Origin of the sequence: Bradyrhizobium sp. IC3123 (assembly GCF_020193625.1) — a bacterium.
Lineage (GTDB): Bacteria > Pseudomonadota > Alphaproteobacteria > Rhizobiales > Xanthobacteraceae > Bradyrhizobium > Bradyrhizobium yuanmingense.
The window spans coordinates 471,286-484,933 of record NZ_JADYVF010000002.1 but is presented as its reverse complement, the minus strand read 5'-3'; the positions used below and the strand labels follow the sequence as shown (position 1 = coordinate 484,933).

The window sequence follows — 13,648 nt, the reverse complement described above, 5'->3', positions numbered from 1 at the left end:
TGGCGTGCTTCGGCGATTTATCCCCTTCGTACGGAACGGCATAGCTCTATTCAGTTCAACTGTTTTGGAGTGCATCCATGGCCCGCGCCGTTCGCTTTCATCGCCATGGTGGTCCCGACGTGCTGCGCATCGAGACCATCGATGTTCCGCCACCGGCGACGGGCGAGGTGCAGATCCGGGTCAAGGCACTCGGCCTCAATCGCGCCGAGGCCCTGTTGCGAAGGGGGACCTATATCGAGCGCGCGACATTTCCGTCGGGGCTGGGGTTGGAGGCGGCCGGCATCGTCGAAGCGGTCGGGGACGATGTGACGAGCTTTGTGCCAGGCGATATCGTGAGCATCGTGCCGCCGCTGTCGATGGTGCGATGGCCGGCCTATGCCGAGCTCGCGACGTTTCCGGCCGAACTCATTGTGAAACATCCGCCGGAGCTCGGCTTCAAGAAGGCGGCGGCCGTGTGGATGCAGTATCTGACGGCCTACGGCGCTTTGGTCGACATCGCCCGACTTGGTCGAGGGGACATTGTCGCCATCACCGCTGCATCCAGCAGCGTCGGGATTGCGGCGATTCAGATTGCGAACCGGGTCGGCGCGACGGCGGTCGCGCTGACGCGGACCTCGGCCAAGCTTGGAACCTTGCGCGATGCCGGCGCGGCCCATGTCGTCGCCTCGGACGAAGACGACATTCGGGCGCGGCTGGAGGCCATCGCCGGATCTAACGGGGTCCGCGTCGTCTTCGACGCCGTCGGTGGTCCCGCGTTCGAGCCGCTGACCGCGGCCATGTCGCCGGGCGGAATCCTGATCGAATATGGTGGATTGAGTCCTGAGCCGACGCCGTTTCCGCTATTCAACGTGTTAACGAAGAGCCTGGTGTTGCGCGGCTACCTCGTGCACGAGATCATCCGCGATCCGGCGCGCCTTGCGCAGGCCAAGGCGTTCATTCTCGACGGGCTGTCGGATCGCACGTTGCAGCCGGTCATCGCCAGGACGTTCCGCTTCGAGGACATCGTCGAAGCGCATCGGTTTCTGGAGTCGAACGATCAGTTCGGCAAGATCGTGGTGACGATCTGATCGAGCGCATTCCCAACGCATTCGGCGCCCCGCATGACGGGGCGCCGAAGCTTGTTCGTGCGATGGACAGCCGATTTTACGGCAGCTTCAGCGACGTCTCCGCGTTGTATGGCTTCAGCGTCTCGTCGGCGGCTTTCTGGGCGGCGGCGAGAGCTTCCTTCGGCTGCTTCTTGCCGTTGAGGACCAGCATCACCTCGTCCTCGAGGTTCTTGCGCACCGGCACGGTCTTGTAGGTCGCGAACCACGGCTTTGCGACGTCGAGCTGCTCGACGGCGGTCTTGGCGTCCGGGTTCTTGGCCAGGAATTCGACCATCTCCGGCGTCTTGTAGGCGGCCATGTTCGGCGCGAAATAGCCGGTGGCGCGGCTCCACCAGCCGCTCTTCTCGGGCGAAGTCATCCACTTGATCAGCGTCCAGGCGGCCTTCTGCTTGTCGGCCTCAAGCCCGGCCGGCATGATCAGCGAGGCGCCGCCGATCGGCACCGCGTTGCGGACGTTGCGCGGGATGAAGGCGACCTTGTAGGGGAACTTGGCGTTGTCGCGCACATAGGTGAGCGAGCCCGTCGACAGCATCATCATCGCGGCATTGCCCGAGATGAAGGAGGTGCTGACGGCAGGACCAGGCGTAGCGCCGGGCGTGTGGACCTTGTGCTTGTAGATCAGGTCGTTCCACCAGGTCAGTGCACCCAGCATCGAGGGCGTGTCGTAATAGACCTCGCCGCCGAACTCCTCGTTGTAGTAGCGCCCGCCATTGCTCATGGTGAGCGTTTCCATCATCCAGCCGCAATAGTCGTAGGCGCAGGGGATCGCGATGCCCCATTGGGTCACCTTGTCGCCCTCGCGCTTGGTCAGCTTCTTGGCCCAGTCGGTGACCTCGGCCCAGGTCTGCGGCGGCTTGCTCGGATCAAGGCCCGCTTCCTTGGCCTTGTCGGCGTTGATGTAGAGCAGCGGCGTCGAATTGTGGAACGGCACGCCGTAGACCGAGCGGTTGATCACGGCATTGCCGTGCAGCGCCGGGAAGAACTGGCCGAGGAACTGCTCCTTGGTGGTGCCGTCGGCCTTGATCAGCGCATCGAGATTGGTGAGCTCGTTCTCGATCTGCATGTCGAGCAGGAAGTTCGCTGACATGATCACGGCGGCCGGCGGCTTGCCGGCCTTGATCGCGGCGCGCGTCTTGATCAGCGTGTCGTCGTAGGAGCCGGTGTAGACCGCAGTCGCCTTGACGCTGGGATGAGTCTCGTTGAACTCCTTGATCAGGGTGCCCATGTCGCGGGCGAGCTTGCCGTCGACGGGGACGGGAAAGAACAGGTCGACCTCGGTCGGACCTTCGGCCTTGGCCGGAATGGCGAGGACGCCTGCCATGGTGCCTACCATGGCAAGGCCGAGCATGAGCCTGCGGGAGAACAGCATCGGAAAATCTCCTATTTGATGCCTGAGGTGACGAAAGAGCTGATGAAGCGTTTCTGGAAGATCAGGAAGGCGACGAGCAGAGGCGCGATCACCATGAGCGTGCCGGCGGCGATGGTGCCCCAGGCCTGCGTGCCTTCGGCGGTCTTGGTGAAAACGGAGAGGCCGATCGTGAGCGGGCGCTTGTCCGGCGAATTGATCACCATCAGGGGCCACAGGAAGTCGTTCCAGTGGCTGGTCACGGAGATGATGGCGAAGGCCGAGAAGCTCGGCATCGACAGCGGCACGTAGATGTGGCGGATGCGCTGGAATAGGCCCGCGCCGTCGATCAGGGCTGCGTCTTCCAGCTCGGTCGGAATGGCCTCGAACGCCTGGCGCATCAGGAAGGTGCCGAAGGCCGAGGCGAAGAACGGCATCATCACCCCGGTGAGCGTGTCGTAGAGACCGAGCTGCGCCACCAGCGACAGGTTCGGCACGATCAGCAGCACCGGCACCAGCATCAGCTGCATCAGGAACAGGTAGAAGATCGGCGTCTTGCCGGCGAAATCCAGACGCGCGAAGGCAAAGCCGGCCAGCGTGATCGTGACGAACTGCACCAGGAGGATGCCGGTGCAGATGATCGTGGTGTTGAGCGTGTAGCGCGGGAAGTCGCCGATCTCCCAGGCGTCTCTGACATTGTCGAGTGTGGGCTTGAGGCTCGGCATCAGCTCGGCCATGGCGTTGATGCCGTCGGAGGCCGGGCGCAGCGTCGCGACGACCATCCACAGGAAGGGGATCAGCCAGACCATTGCGAGCAGCACGGTCAGGGCGAAGCCGAGCTTGGGCGTGATCTCGCCGCGGGTGGCGAGCGGGGCGTCCTTCCACAGCGTATCAAACAGCTTCATGGCCCGCCCTCGCGGTTCGCCATGGTGCGGAAGGACAGCGCGGTGAGGGCCATCAGCGCGGCCAGCGTCAGCAGCGTCGCCGCCGAGGCCTTGCCGATGTCGTAGTGCTCGACCGCCTGCTGGTAGATGTAGAACAGCACGAGATTGGTCGCGTTGGACGGCCCGCCCTGGGTCATGACGAAGACGTGGTCGACCTGCGTCACCGCATTCAGCGTGGCGATGACGGTGACGAACAGGAAGGTGGGCTTGAGCTCCGGCAGGATGATGTGGCGCAGCCGCCGATACGGTCCGGCGCCGTCGAGATGCGCGGCCTCCATCACGTCCTCGGGCACGGCCTGGAGGCCGGCGAGGAAGAACAGCATGTAATAGCCGGCATTCTTCCAGATCGTGATGACCATGATCGCATAGAGCGCGATGTCGGGATCGCCGAGCCAGTTCGGCAGCACCGGCAGCAGCCGGCCGATGTAATAGTCGAGCAGGCCGACATTCGGCAGGAAGATGAACAGGAAGAGTGCGGACGCCGCAACCATGGGGATCAGCACCGGCAGAAACAGTGCAGCGCGCAGCGCGCTGGTCACGGCGTTGGTGCGCGCCAGCGCCAGCGCGAACAGCAGCGCCAGCGCGATGCTCGGCACCGCCGTGCCGACGGCGTAGATCAAATTGTTGACGACGGCGCCCGCGAAGGCGGGATCGGCAAGCACCGCGCTGATGTTCTCAAAGCCGACGAAACGCACCGGCGCCTTCGGCGTCGCGCGCTGATAGAGCGCATCGATCAGCACGCGCCCCATCGCGCCATAGGTGAACAGCGCGAGGAAGACCAGCGAGGGCAGGAGCAGCAAATAGGCCGGCAGCGAAGCCTTGACGCGGCTCGTGAACCGCTTCAGGAGGTGTAGACGCGGTGCCGCCGACGTCGCGACCGGGAGAGCCGCGGGTTCAGCGAGGCTCATCTCATCGCGCCCGGAAATTGAGCGCGTAGTCGCGGCCGTCCACTCCCGCCGGCGGCTCGAAGGGGAAGCGCAGACTCTGGTCGAGGAAATCGTGGCTGTGCACGACGAGGTTCTCGTCGTCGATCAGTACGACGCCATAGGCCGGCGGCTCGTGGCTGGCGAGATGCTCGCTGGCCGCAACGTCGAGCTCGAACCAGACCTGGTGGTTGGTGCCGCGCAGCGTCGAGAACGGGATCTTGCCGTAGCTGCCGAAGATCGGCCGGTGCACATGGCCGAAGAAAAGGTGGCGGATCCGCGCGCGATAGGGCGCGATGACTTCCGCGAATTCGGCGCTCTGCTTCAGCGCGATCTCGTCCATGGCGTGGACGCCGACCGGGAAAGGCGGATGGTGCATGAACACGACGAATTCCTGGTCGGCGGATGCGGCGGCGAGCGTGCTCGCCAGCCAGCCGAGGCGCCTTGCGCACATCTCGCCGGCATGGCTGGTCTCGTCCAGCGTGTCGAGGAAGACGAACAGGCCGTGCTCGGTGGTGCGCGTGCCCTGCACGAAGCCGTTGGCATCGCGCGGCGCCGCCTTCAGCGCGTCCAGGCAGGTGACGCGCTTGTCGTGATTGCCGACCATCGCGATGTAGGGAAGTTTCAGCGCCGCCATCGCATCGGCGAAGTTGGCGTAGGATTCAGCTTCGCCCCAATGGGTGAGGTCGCCGGTCACGACCGCAAACGCAGCGTCGGACTGATGCTTGTTGATGTCGGCGATCGCCGCATCCAGCCGGGCGCGCGGATCGAGGCCGTAGAGCATCGAGCCGGGATTCGCGAGATGCGTGTCGGTGAGGTGGATGAATTTGAAGGGCATGGCGCGCCTAAATCGGGACGGTTGGAGGATCGGCGCCTCCGGCAAGACGGCGCTCTCAGCCCGTTAGAGCGCGTGTGTTTCAGTTTGATGACAGCGGTTCCCGTGGCCTGCTGAACATGTGGACACGCTTCGGCGGGCAGATGCGACGGGGACGGCGCCTCACGATTGCGCTGCAGTGGAGAAGCTACCTTGCCGTGAAGATACGGTCATGGTTTGCTGGTCCAAGCCTCATTGCATCACGAGTTTCCCCAATGCCGCCGCGAGTCTTCCGCAAGCTGGGATTGCTTGCTTCTTTCTCCGTCCTGCTTGCCGTGTTGAGCACCGGTCCGCGTGCGACCGCGGCCGAGTTCAACTTCGCCCGCTACAAGGAGACCGATCTCGACGAATTCCTGGCGCGCCGGCGGCCCGCCACCGGCATGGACGTCTACCCAATGTCGCCGCTGAAGCTCGATGTCACGCTGGCCTCTCACGGCGAGCCGTGTGCCAATGGAGCGCTCAAGCGGTCTCTGATCATGAGCGGCATGCCCAAGCAGGATGCCGACAGCCTGCAGGCGACCAACTGCATCACGGTGCGCTCCGCCAAGGGGCGCGAGCTCAAGGTCTTCATGCAGGACGTGGTTTACGGGTTTCTCCCGAACGAGGTGCCGGTCGGCGGCAAGCTCTCGCTTTATGCGATCCATGCCTTCACCTCGCCCGACGGGCCGGGACTGCTGGTCAACGAATTCCTGACCCCGCGCAGCTTTCCACGTGCCGACAAGCCGGCGGACACGACGATGACATCCTGCGGATGCTGGACCCACGACGAGCATCCCGGTGTCGATTTCACCGCCGACAAGCCGGGCGCTCCGGTGGCAGCGATGGCGGACGGCGTTATCGTCAAGATCGAGGCCGGCGAGCAGGCCCCGGCCGATTTTCCCGGGATCGGCGGCTGCGGCCGATACGTCGTGCTCAAGCACACCTATCCCAATGGCGGCATCGTCTACACGCGCTACGTCCAGCTCGGCCGCGTGGTCGGTCCGAAAGGCGAGACACTTAGGGTGGGAGCAACCGTTAAAGCGAAGGACACGATCGGCGAGATCGGCCCGAGCAAGGTGCTGCATTTCGAGCTTCGCCCCGTCGCTCCCGGCAACACGACGACGGACAAGGCCTGGAGCGAACGCTACGGCAAGATGCCGGACATGGAGTGGTCACGCTACGAGACCGTCGATCCTCAGAAATTCGACGTGGCATCGTTCGGCGGCGTCAGGAAGGCGACGAAGTAGGGGGTTAACGATCGATCGTGCGCAAACGCTCGATTTCGGCGATCAGTCTTGGAATGTCCTGCCGCGCGTGAGCGATGAAGTCCTGATCGGCTTCCGTTGCGCCGGTGAGGTAAATATCCTCACCTTCGGTCTGGATGAAGTCAGATCCGCTGATATTCTCGCGCGTCTCGATGAACGATTTCCACGGACCGGCGGTAGCCTGTTCGCATCGCGCTTTGATCGCCTCGATCTCGTCGGCAGTGAGTGGATCATTCATGTCGGCGACTCTCCGTTGCCCGCTCGATCTCGCTTCGCAACATGGTCGGCCCACCAGCGGATCCAATCGCGCGCATAGGCCCTGTCGACCGGCGTGATCCAGTCGGCATCCTGGAGTGACAGCTGGAAAGCCTCCAACACTTCGCCGACAAATGGTTTGACATCGATCTCCGCGATATCTTGCGCATCAACCTCGACCACAGGGCCCTTTGCGCCGAGGTGCTCGACTGCATGCGCGTGCTCGGTCAGAAAGAGGGGCCGCCCGGATTCCAGCCTCACGAACATCGAGGCGGCCCAGCCGAGGCCGTCGTCCTGATAATGGATCAACGTGAAGCCGAAGCGTTTTGCGAGGTCTGCGATCCGAATTGCGAGGGAGCAGAGCGGCATTTCGGGTCCGGAGAACCGAAAGTCGTCCGGGAGTTGCGTGATCACGACCGATCGCTCTCAGTTCGCTGGACCAGAGTGACCGAGTGGGCGGACGCATTGCTGCCGGAGATCTCGCGTTTGCGCCGCGTTTGCTCGATGTGTCGATAGAGCCTCTGCAATTGATCGGCGGCTTCAACGCTACCTTGCTGGATTGCATGTTTGAGCCAGCGGACGGCCTCGTCCTGATTGGCCTCAACGGACAGCGTGCCCATCCCGTATTTGATGGCCAGCGCGGTCGTGTAAACCGGTCCGGCTCCGAGTTCGACCGCTTTCAGCAGGTGATCGAAGCACCGCCTGTCCTTCTCGAGATAGGGGAGGTTGCCGAGCCTTCGGTCATACGCGCTACTCAATTCGAGATGCGTTTCGACGTCTGCGGGGGCCATGGTAGTTTCGACCTCATCGATCAGACGATCGACCTCATCACGCACGAGGCCTGCATTCTCGCCCATCTTCGCGAGAATCACGCGTGCGGACATGTTGCCTTCCTCGATCGCTTGGCGAACCAGCGTGAGCGCTTCCGAATAGCGTCGGGCAACAAGTAGTTCCGCCACTTCGAGGCGCCATTCGGGATGCATATTCCGCTTGCCTCACGTCCCGCAGAACGTCTGCAACACGCGCTGATCCGGCAGCGGCGGATCGGCGTAGGCTGCATACTCCGGCTGGTCCTCGAACGGCTTCGCCAGCACCTTCACCAGCTCCTCGAACGGCGCGTAATTTTCGTCGTTCACCGCGGCCTGGATCACGGCCTCGACGCGGTGGTTGCGCGGGATGAAGATCGGGTTGACCGCGTGCATGGCGGCCTGCCGCTCGGCTGCGCTCTGTGGCTCCAGCGCGATGCGCGCGCGCCAGCGGCCGGCCCATTCGTCGAAGGCTGCGGGCTCCATGAACTGCGCGCGCACGTCGGCGCCCTCATCGGCCGCGGCGTCGCCCAGCTTGCGGAAGGTGAGGGTGAAATCGGCCTGGTTCTTGGCCATGGCATCCAGCAGGTCCTGGATCAGCGCATCGTCGCCGTCGCGCTCGGTGAACAGGCCGACCTTCCGCCGCAGGCCGGCCTGATAGGCGGCGCTGAACTGATCGGAGAACGCGCCGAGAATGTCCTGCGCCTCGGCCACCGCCTTCTCCTGCTCGTCCGAAAACAGTGGCAGCAGGCATTCGGCGAGGCGCGTCAGATTCCACAAGCCGATGCGCGGCTGGTTGGCATAGGCGTAGCGGCCCATCTCGTCGATCGAGGAGAACACCTGGGCAGGATTGTAGGAATCCATGAAGGCGCACGGACCATAATCGATGGTCTCGCCCGAGATCGAGCTGTTGTCGGTGTTCATCACGCCGTGAATGAAGCCGACCAGCAGCCAGCGCGCGATCAGCTCGGCCTGGCGCGCGACCACGGCGGCGAGCAGTGCGTGATACGGCCGCTCGGCGTGGAGCAGGTCCGGATAATGGCGCGTGATGACGTGATCGGCGAGCCGGCGGATCGCCTCGGTGTCGCGGCGGACGGCGAAGAACTGGAAGGTGCCGACGCGGATGTGGCTGGAGGCGACGCGGGTCAGCACCGCGCCGGGCAACGCGGTCTCGCGGATGACGTGCTCGCCGGTGACGACCGCGGCGAGCGAGCGCGTGGTCGGGATGCCCAGCGCAAACATGGCCTCGCTGACGATGTATTCGCGCAAGACCGGGCCGAGCGCCGCGCGGCCGTCGCCGCGGCGGGAGAATGGGGTGGGGCCGCTTCCCTTGAGCTGGATGTCGCGGCGGACGCCGTCTTTGTCGATGACCTCGCCGAGCAGGATGGCACGGCCGTCGCCGAGCTGCGGCACGAAATGCCCGAACTGGTGCCCGGCATAGGCCATGGCGATGGGATCCGCTCCGGCGGGAACCGTCTTGCCGGCCAGGATTTCCGCGCCTTCAGGGGTCTCCAGCACATCAGGATCAAGCCCGAGCTGGACCGCCAGCGGCCGGTTCAGCTTGATCAGCCGGGGCGCGGCGACGGGGGTCGGCGCGACGCGGGCGAAGAAGTTGTCCGGCAGCGCCGAATAGGAGTTCTGGAAGGGGAAATGCACCGTCATGACCTCAAGATAGGGCTGGAACGTCAATCGGCAAAGGTTCGCCCCCGGATAAGCCAAAAATGGGCACCTGAGGTCCAAATCCGGCCGTTCCCTTGGTTGCCGCCCCCGTCCTGCCGGGGTAAACCCTGCCGCAACTTCGGACCGGCCATCACGGGCCGTTCGATTCGCTTCCTTCAGACATTGATTTTGGGACGACCATGCATCGCTACCGGTCACATACATGCGGCGCGCTCCGCGAGAGCAACATCGGCGAGACCATCCGCCTCTCCGGCTGGGTCCATCGCGTCCGCGACCATGGCGGCGTGCTGTTCATCGACCTGCGCGACCATTACGGCCTGACCCAGTGCGTGGTCGACCCGGACTCGCCGGCGTTCTCGCTGGCCGAAAAGCTGCGCTCGGAATTCGTGGTCAAGATGGACGGCAAGGTCCGCCGCCGCCCCGAGGGCACCGACAACGACGATCTGCCGACCGGCAAGGTCGAGGTCTACATCAGCGAGATCGAGGTGCTGGGACCGGCCGGCGACCTGCCGCTGCCGGTGTTCGGCGACCAGGAATATCCCGAAGACATCCGCCTCAAGTATCGCTTCCTGGATCTGCGTCGCGAGAAGCTGCACCAGAACATCATGACGCGCGTCGAGATCATCAAGTCGATGCGCCGGCGCATGGAGGGGCAGGGCTTCTTCGAGTTCAACACGCCGATCCTGACCGCGTCCTCGCCGGAAGGCGCGCGCGACTTCCTCGTCCCGTCGCGCATCCATCCCGGCAAGTTCTACGCGCTGCCGCAGGCGCCGCAGCAGTACAAGCAGCTGCTGATGATGTCGGGCTTCGACCGCTACTTCCAGATCGCGCCCTGCTTCCGCGACGAGGACCCGCGCGCCGACCGTCTGCCCGGTGAGTTCTACCAGCTCGACGTCGAGATGAGCTTTGTGACGCAGGAAGACGTCTTCGCGGCGATGGAGCCTGTGATCACGGGCGTCTTTGAAGAGTTTGCCAAGGGGAAGCCGGTGACCAAGGGCTGGCGCCGGATTCCGTTCGCCGAGGCGTTGCGCAAGTACGGCAGCGACAAGCCGGACCTGCGCAATCCCATCGAGATGCAGGACGTCTCCGAGCATTTCCGCGGCTCCGGCTTCAAGGTGTTCGCGCGCATGCTCGAAGATCCCAAGAACCAGGTCTGGGCGATCCCGGCACCGGGCGGCGGCAGCCGCGCCTTCTGCGACCGCATGAATTCGTGGGCGCAAGGCGAGGGCCAGCCCGGCCTCGGCTACATCATGTGGCGCGAGGGCGGCGAGGGCGCAGGTCCTCTCGCCAACAACATCGGGCCCGAGCGCACCGCCGCGATCCGCGCGCAGCTCGGCATCAAGGAAGGCGATGCCGCCTTCTTCGTCGCCGGCGATCCCGACAAGTTCTGGAAGTTCTCAGGTCTCGCCCGCAACAAGGTCGGCGAGGAATTGAACCTCACCGACAAGGAGCGGTTCGAGCTCGCCTGGATCGTCGACTTCCCGATGTATGAGTACAACGAGGACGACAAGAAGGTCGACTTCTCGCACAACCCGTTCTCGATGCCGCAAGGTGGGCTCGATGCGCTGAAGTCGCAGGATCCGCTGACCATCAAGGCGTTCCAGTACGACATCACCTGTAACGGCTACGAGATCGCCTCGGGCGGCATCCGCAACCACGTGCCGGAAGCCATGGTGAAGGCGTTCGAGATCGCAGGTTACGGCGAGCAGGAAGTGGTCGACCGCTTCGGCGGCATGTACCGCGCCTTCCAGTACGGCGCGCCGCCGCATGGCGGCATGGCCGCCGGCGTCGACCGCATCGTGATGCTGCTCTGTGGCACCACGAATCTGCGCGAGATCTCGCTGTTCCCGATGAACCAGCAGGCCATGGACCTCCTGATGGGCGCCCCGTCGGAAGCCACCACAAAACAGCTCCGCGAGCTGCATGTGCGGGTCAACCTGCCGCAGAAGTGAATTTGACGGTTTCTAGTCTGGTGCCCCGGACGCAGCGCGGCACGCGAGTGATGCGCTGCTGAGCTGGGGCCCAAGAATTCCGGTGAACTTGCTCTTTTCGTCTTCGTCGTGTTCAAGTTGACGTTAATCGTGACATCGATCTAAGGTCGCGTCGTGGACGGAGAGCTCAATGAGCAACAGTCGCGTCGCCGCCCTAGTCTTGGCAGTGATTGCGCTGCTTATCGCCGGCATGATGCTCGACTTTTACTGGGACTGCCGCCTCCTGAAGGGGGGAACGATGAAAGACTGCATGCCCGGTCGCCCCGGACCGACGGGACTTCACTGACGACACGAGTTGAAGCCCTCCCGAGCCGCATCCGGGAGATCGAACTACAGCCCCGTCGAGGCCTCGATCCTGAACTGCGCCAGCGCGCTCTGCGGGTCGGTTTGCGAGAGCTGCATCAATTGCATCAACGGCACCTTGGCGCGGGGCGTCAGTTTGATGGTCAGCGTCTGCCCCGGCGCTTCCACGAATCCGGCGAGCGCGTCGACCGCGCCCCTGGCATCGCTATTGGTCCCTGCGATCTTCTCGCCTTGCGCCCTGATCATCGCGACGATGGCGCTGCGGGCAGCATCGCGGCTGACATTCTGCATGCGTGCGAACTGCGCCACGACGAGATCGACCACGCCGCCGTCACGCAGCGAGGCCTCAAGCGCGCCGGTTTCGACCAGCGCTGCCTGACCCATCGCCTGCGCCGGGTCGGTCGTGAACAGGCCGCGCGGCACATTGACGAGCGCGACGCGGGTCTGCAGCCTGGCGAGGTTGCCGAGATCGAGCGTAGCGGGGGCGAGCGCGAACGCGCCCGACGATTCCGTCCAGGCCGCGCCGAGATCCAGATCGATCGCCAGCTTGTCCACGCCTGCCACGATCAGCGGCTGCAGCGCCGGATTGGCGGGATCGGTCGGCGCGACCATCTTCACGACCAGATTGACCTTGCTCGGGATCGGCCCGACGAACTCCCCCCAGTTCAGGCTGATCGTATCGATGGTGAAGAGCTGCCGCGTCGTCTTGTACGGCGAGACCACGCCCTTGATCTCGGCACCTTGGAGCACGCGGAATAGGCCGACCATCTGATCGGGCGAGGGCGGCCGTCCCGGCGTTTGGAGACTCGCCGCCCAGCGCATCAGATTTGCCACGCTGAAGGACTTCAACGCGAAGCGGTCCATCTTGAACTGGCCCTGCGGCATCGGGATGTCGAGGCCCTCCAGCGTTATTCTGTCCTGATCGTATTTGACCGCGTCGAGCCGTCCCGTCCCTTGCGGCGTCTCGGCCGTTTGCCGGCCAATTTCGGCCTTGCCGATCTGGAAGCCGTCGAAGAGGTCGGCCACCTTCTCGATCATGTCACGCGACTGTGCCGGCGTTGGGATCGAGCCGTCGGCCGGCACCAGCGCGATGATCTCGGCCGGCCGGAATTTCGAGGGCCGGATGGCAATGTCGTCGAAGGTGAACCCGTCCACCTGCATGCGCATGCCGGGAGCCGCCGTCACGACATAGGAGTTGACCGAGATGCGCCGATAGATCCTGTGAAAATTGTCGTCGTTCGATCCTTGCGGATCGAGCGCAGCCCTCACGGCGGTTGGGTCGAATTCGTAGATGGCCAGGCCGGACAATTCGCCGGTCATCTTCGCGGGCCTGCCCGGCTGGGTCAGGTCGACCGTAAGGGCGACGCGGTCCATCTTCGCCGTTTCGATCTTGCCCCGGTTGACGTTCTGGATGGACACGCCCGAATAGACATAATCACCGCCGCCGGCATTGCCGCCCGCATCGACGTTGACCTCGAGGGTCGGCACCGCGATCTCCGACGCCGAGATGTTCGCGTATTGCGCGAGGATGAAGCGGTACATGTCGATAATCGAGCCGGTCACCGGCGTGCCCTCTGCGCGGGTCGGGCCGGAAAAATTGCGCGCGGTGATCTGCGGGAGCTTGTAGTTCGCCTTCACGGTGATCCGCTCGGTGGATGTAAAGCCGACCTCGACGCCCGACGCCTCGATGCTGTCGGCCGAGAAACGAGCCTCGTCCGGCTGGCGCACACCGACGGCCGTGATCTTGGCGACCTTCAAGGTGGCGAGCTGCGCCTGGGCAGGCTCGACTTTGATGTCCTCCACCGTCAGCGTCCGGGTCGCGAGCTCGAACCCGATCTTGCCATGGCTCGCCTTGCCCCCACCCGAGCGGATCTGCGCGAACACCGCCTCGACCTCGGCGGTCGCCCGGTTCTGCACATACAGATTGAAGCCGAACCATCCGCCCGCGGCGAGCACCGCTGCCACGACGAGGCCGATCAGGATTCGCTTCATTCCCAGCTCCGATTGCCGATTTTGGATCGCGCAACCTGCCATATTCGCGAAACGCCGCGCGGTCCAGAGAAAGCTATGGTTTCAAATATTTGACGGCGCGCCCTGTTGACGGGGATGCAATCGGATGTTGCCACCGGGCCTTCGGCCGTGCTTCATCCCGTTTCCATGACCCGGAAATACGGTCC

13 protein-coding genes are annotated in these 13,648 nt (G+C 64.2%); 4 read left to right on the top strand and 9 right to left on the bottom strand.

Annotated elements, in window-relative coordinates:
* The first annotated feature begins 77 nt into the window (after positions 1 to 77).
* Positions 78 to 1,067 carry a zinc-dependent alcohol dehydrogenase family protein gene (locus tag I6F20_RS07780; RefSeq protein ID WP_225125675.1) on the top strand — a complete coding sequence of 330 codons (990 nt, stop codon included), beginning with the start codon at positions 78 to 80 and terminating at the stop codon, positions 1,065 to 1,067.
* A gap of 76 nt (positions 1,068 to 1,143) precedes the next feature.
* On the opposite strand, the gene I6F20_RS07775 is transcribed toward I6F20_RS07780, so the two are convergent.
* The 4 genes from I6F20_RS07775 to I6F20_RS07760 are packed head-to-tail and all read right to left on the bottom strand — an operon-like array spanning position 1,144 to position 5,156.
* Positions 1,144 to 2,475, bottom strand: a complete 1,332-nt coding sequence (locus I6F20_RS07775; RefSeq protein WP_225125673.1) for an ABC transporter substrate-binding protein — start codon at positions 2,473 to 2,475, stop codon at positions 1,144 to 1,146.
* An 11-nt stretch (positions 2,476 to 2,486) separates the two neighbouring features.
* Positions 2,487 to 3,356 carry a carbohydrate ABC transporter permease gene (locus I6F20_RS07770; RefSeq protein WP_225125671.1) on the bottom strand — a complete coding sequence of 290 codons (870 nt, stop codon included), beginning with the start codon at positions 3,354 to 3,356 and terminating at the stop codon, positions 2,487 to 2,489.
* Positions 3,353 to 4,303, bottom strand: coding sequence for a carbohydrate ABC transporter permease (locus I6F20_RS07765; protein WP_225125669.1), 951 nt, complete (start codon positions 4,301 to 4,303; stop codon positions 3,353 to 3,355). Before I6F20_RS07765 ends, I6F20_RS07770 begins: the two co-directional genes overlap by 4 nt.
* A 1-nt stretch (position 4,304) precedes the next feature.
* Positions 4,305 to 5,156, bottom strand: a complete 852-nt coding sequence (locus I6F20_RS07760) for a phosphodiesterase (protein ID WP_225125667.1) — start codon at positions 5,154 to 5,156, stop codon at positions 4,305 to 4,307.
* 251 nt (positions 5,157 to 5,407) lie between these two features.
* Between I6F20_RS07760 and I6F20_RS07755 the strand changes: the two genes are divergently transcribed.
* The gene (locus I6F20_RS07755) at positions 5,408 to 6,418 is read left to right on the top strand and encodes a M23 family metallopeptidase (protein ID WP_225125665.1); all 1,011 of its coding nucleotides are present in this window, start codon (positions 5,408 to 5,410) and stop codon (positions 6,416 to 6,418) included.
* Between the two features lie 4 nt (positions 6,419 to 6,422).
* Here I6F20_RS07755 and I6F20_RS07750 read toward each other — a convergent pair whose 3' ends face one another.
* The 4 genes from I6F20_RS07750 to I6F20_RS07735 are packed head-to-tail and all read right to left on the bottom strand — an operon-like array spanning position 6,423 to position 9,159.
* A complete protein-coding gene (locus I6F20_RS07750) occupies positions 6,423 to 6,674 on the bottom strand; it encodes a hypothetical protein (protein WP_225114145.1) in 252 nt (83 codons plus the stop codon).
* Positions 6,671 to 7,105 carry a hypothetical protein gene (locus I6F20_RS07745; protein WP_225114144.1) on the bottom strand — a complete coding sequence of 145 codons (435 nt, stop codon included), beginning with the start codon at positions 7,103 to 7,105 and terminating at the stop codon, positions 6,671 to 6,673. The genes I6F20_RS07750 and I6F20_RS07745 overlap by 4 nt, the downstream gene beginning before the upstream one ends.
* Entirely contained in the window at positions 7,102 to 7,674 is a 573-nt protein-coding gene (locus I6F20_RS07740) for an SEL1-like repeat protein (RefSeq protein ID WP_225114143.1), read from the bottom strand. Before I6F20_RS07740 ends, I6F20_RS07745 begins: the two co-directional genes overlap by 4 nt.
* Before the next feature lie 12 nt (positions 7,675 to 7,686).
* The gene (locus tag I6F20_RS07735; RefSeq protein ID WP_225125663.1) at positions 7,687 to 9,159 is read right to left on the bottom strand and encodes a protein adenylyltransferase SelO; all 1,473 of its coding nucleotides are present in this window, start codon (positions 9,157 to 9,159) and stop codon (positions 7,687 to 7,689) included.
* Positions 9,160 to 9,356: 197 nt separating this feature from the next.
* Here I6F20_RS07735 and aspS point away from each other — a divergent pair, with 197 nt between their 5' ends.
* Positions 9,357 to 11,129, top strand: a complete 1,773-nt coding sequence (aspS, locus tag I6F20_RS07730) for an aspartate--tRNA ligase (protein ID WP_225125661.1) — start codon at positions 9,357 to 9,359, stop codon at positions 11,127 to 11,129.
* A 169-nt stretch (positions 11,130 to 11,298) separates the two neighbouring features.
* Positions 11,299 to 11,454 (top strand): hypothetical protein, encoded by a 156-nt coding sequence (locus tag I6F20_RS07725; protein WP_158284410.1) that lies wholly within the window; start codon positions 11,299 to 11,301, stop codon positions 11,452 to 11,454.
* Between the two features lie 44 nt (positions 11,455 to 11,498).
* Here I6F20_RS07725 and I6F20_RS07720 read toward each other — a convergent pair whose 3' ends face one another.
* Positions 11,499 to 13,463, bottom strand: coding sequence for an aq_1923 C-terminal domain (locus I6F20_RS07720; protein WP_225125659.1), 1,965 nt, complete (start codon positions 13,461 to 13,463; stop codon positions 11,499 to 11,501).
* Positions 13,464 to 13,648 lie beyond the last annotated feature (185 nt).

What these genes read in the sequence shown, in the direction of transcription:
- I6F20_RS07780 (WP_225125675.1), top strand. Translation starts at nt 78, where the DNA reads ATGGCCCGCGCCGTTCGCTTTCATCGCCATGGTGGTCCCGACGTGCTG.
- I6F20_RS07775 (WP_225125673.1), bottom strand. Translation starts at nt 2,475, where the DNA reads ATGCTGTTCTCCCGCAGGCTCATGCTCGGCCTTGCCATGGTAGGCACC.
- I6F20_RS07770 (WP_225125671.1), bottom strand. Translation starts at nt 3,356, where the DNA reads ATGAAGCTGTTTGATACGCTGTGGAAGGACGCCCCGCTCGCCACCCGC.
- I6F20_RS07765 (WP_225125669.1), bottom strand. Translation starts at nt 4,303, where the DNA reads ATGAGCCTCGCTGAACCCGCGGCTCTCCCGGTCGCGACGTCGGCGGCA.
- I6F20_RS07760 (WP_225125667.1), bottom strand. Translation starts at nt 5,156, where the DNA reads ATGCCCTTCAAATTCATCCACCTCACCGACACGCATCTCGCGAATCCC.
- I6F20_RS07755 (WP_225125665.1), top strand. Translation starts at nt 5,408, where the DNA reads ATGCCGCCGCGAGTCTTCCGCAAGCTGGGATTGCTTGCTTCTTTCTCC.
- I6F20_RS07750 (WP_225114145.1), bottom strand. Translation starts at nt 6,674, where the DNA reads ATGAATGATCCACTCACTGCCGACGAGATCGAGGCGATCAAAGCGCGA.
- I6F20_RS07740 (WP_225114143.1), bottom strand. Translation starts at nt 7,674, where the DNA reads ATGCATCCCGAATGGCGCCTCGAAGTGGCGGAACTACTTGTTGCCCGA.
- I6F20_RS07735 (WP_225125663.1), bottom strand. Translation starts at nt 9,159, where the DNA reads ATGACGGTGCATTTCCCCTTCCAGAACTCCTATTCGGCGCTGCCGGAC.
- aspS (WP_225125661.1), top strand. Translation starts at nt 9,357, where the DNA reads ATGCATCGCTACCGGTCACATACATGCGGCGCGCTCCGCGAGAGCAAC.
- I6F20_RS07725 (WP_158284410.1), top strand. Translation starts at nt 11,299, where the DNA reads ATGAGCAACAGTCGCGTCGCCGCCCTAGTCTTGGCAGTGATTGCGCTG.
- I6F20_RS07720 (WP_225125659.1), bottom strand. Translation starts at nt 13,463, where the DNA reads ATGAAGCGAATCCTGATCGGCCTCGTCGTGGCAGCGGTGCTCGCCGCG.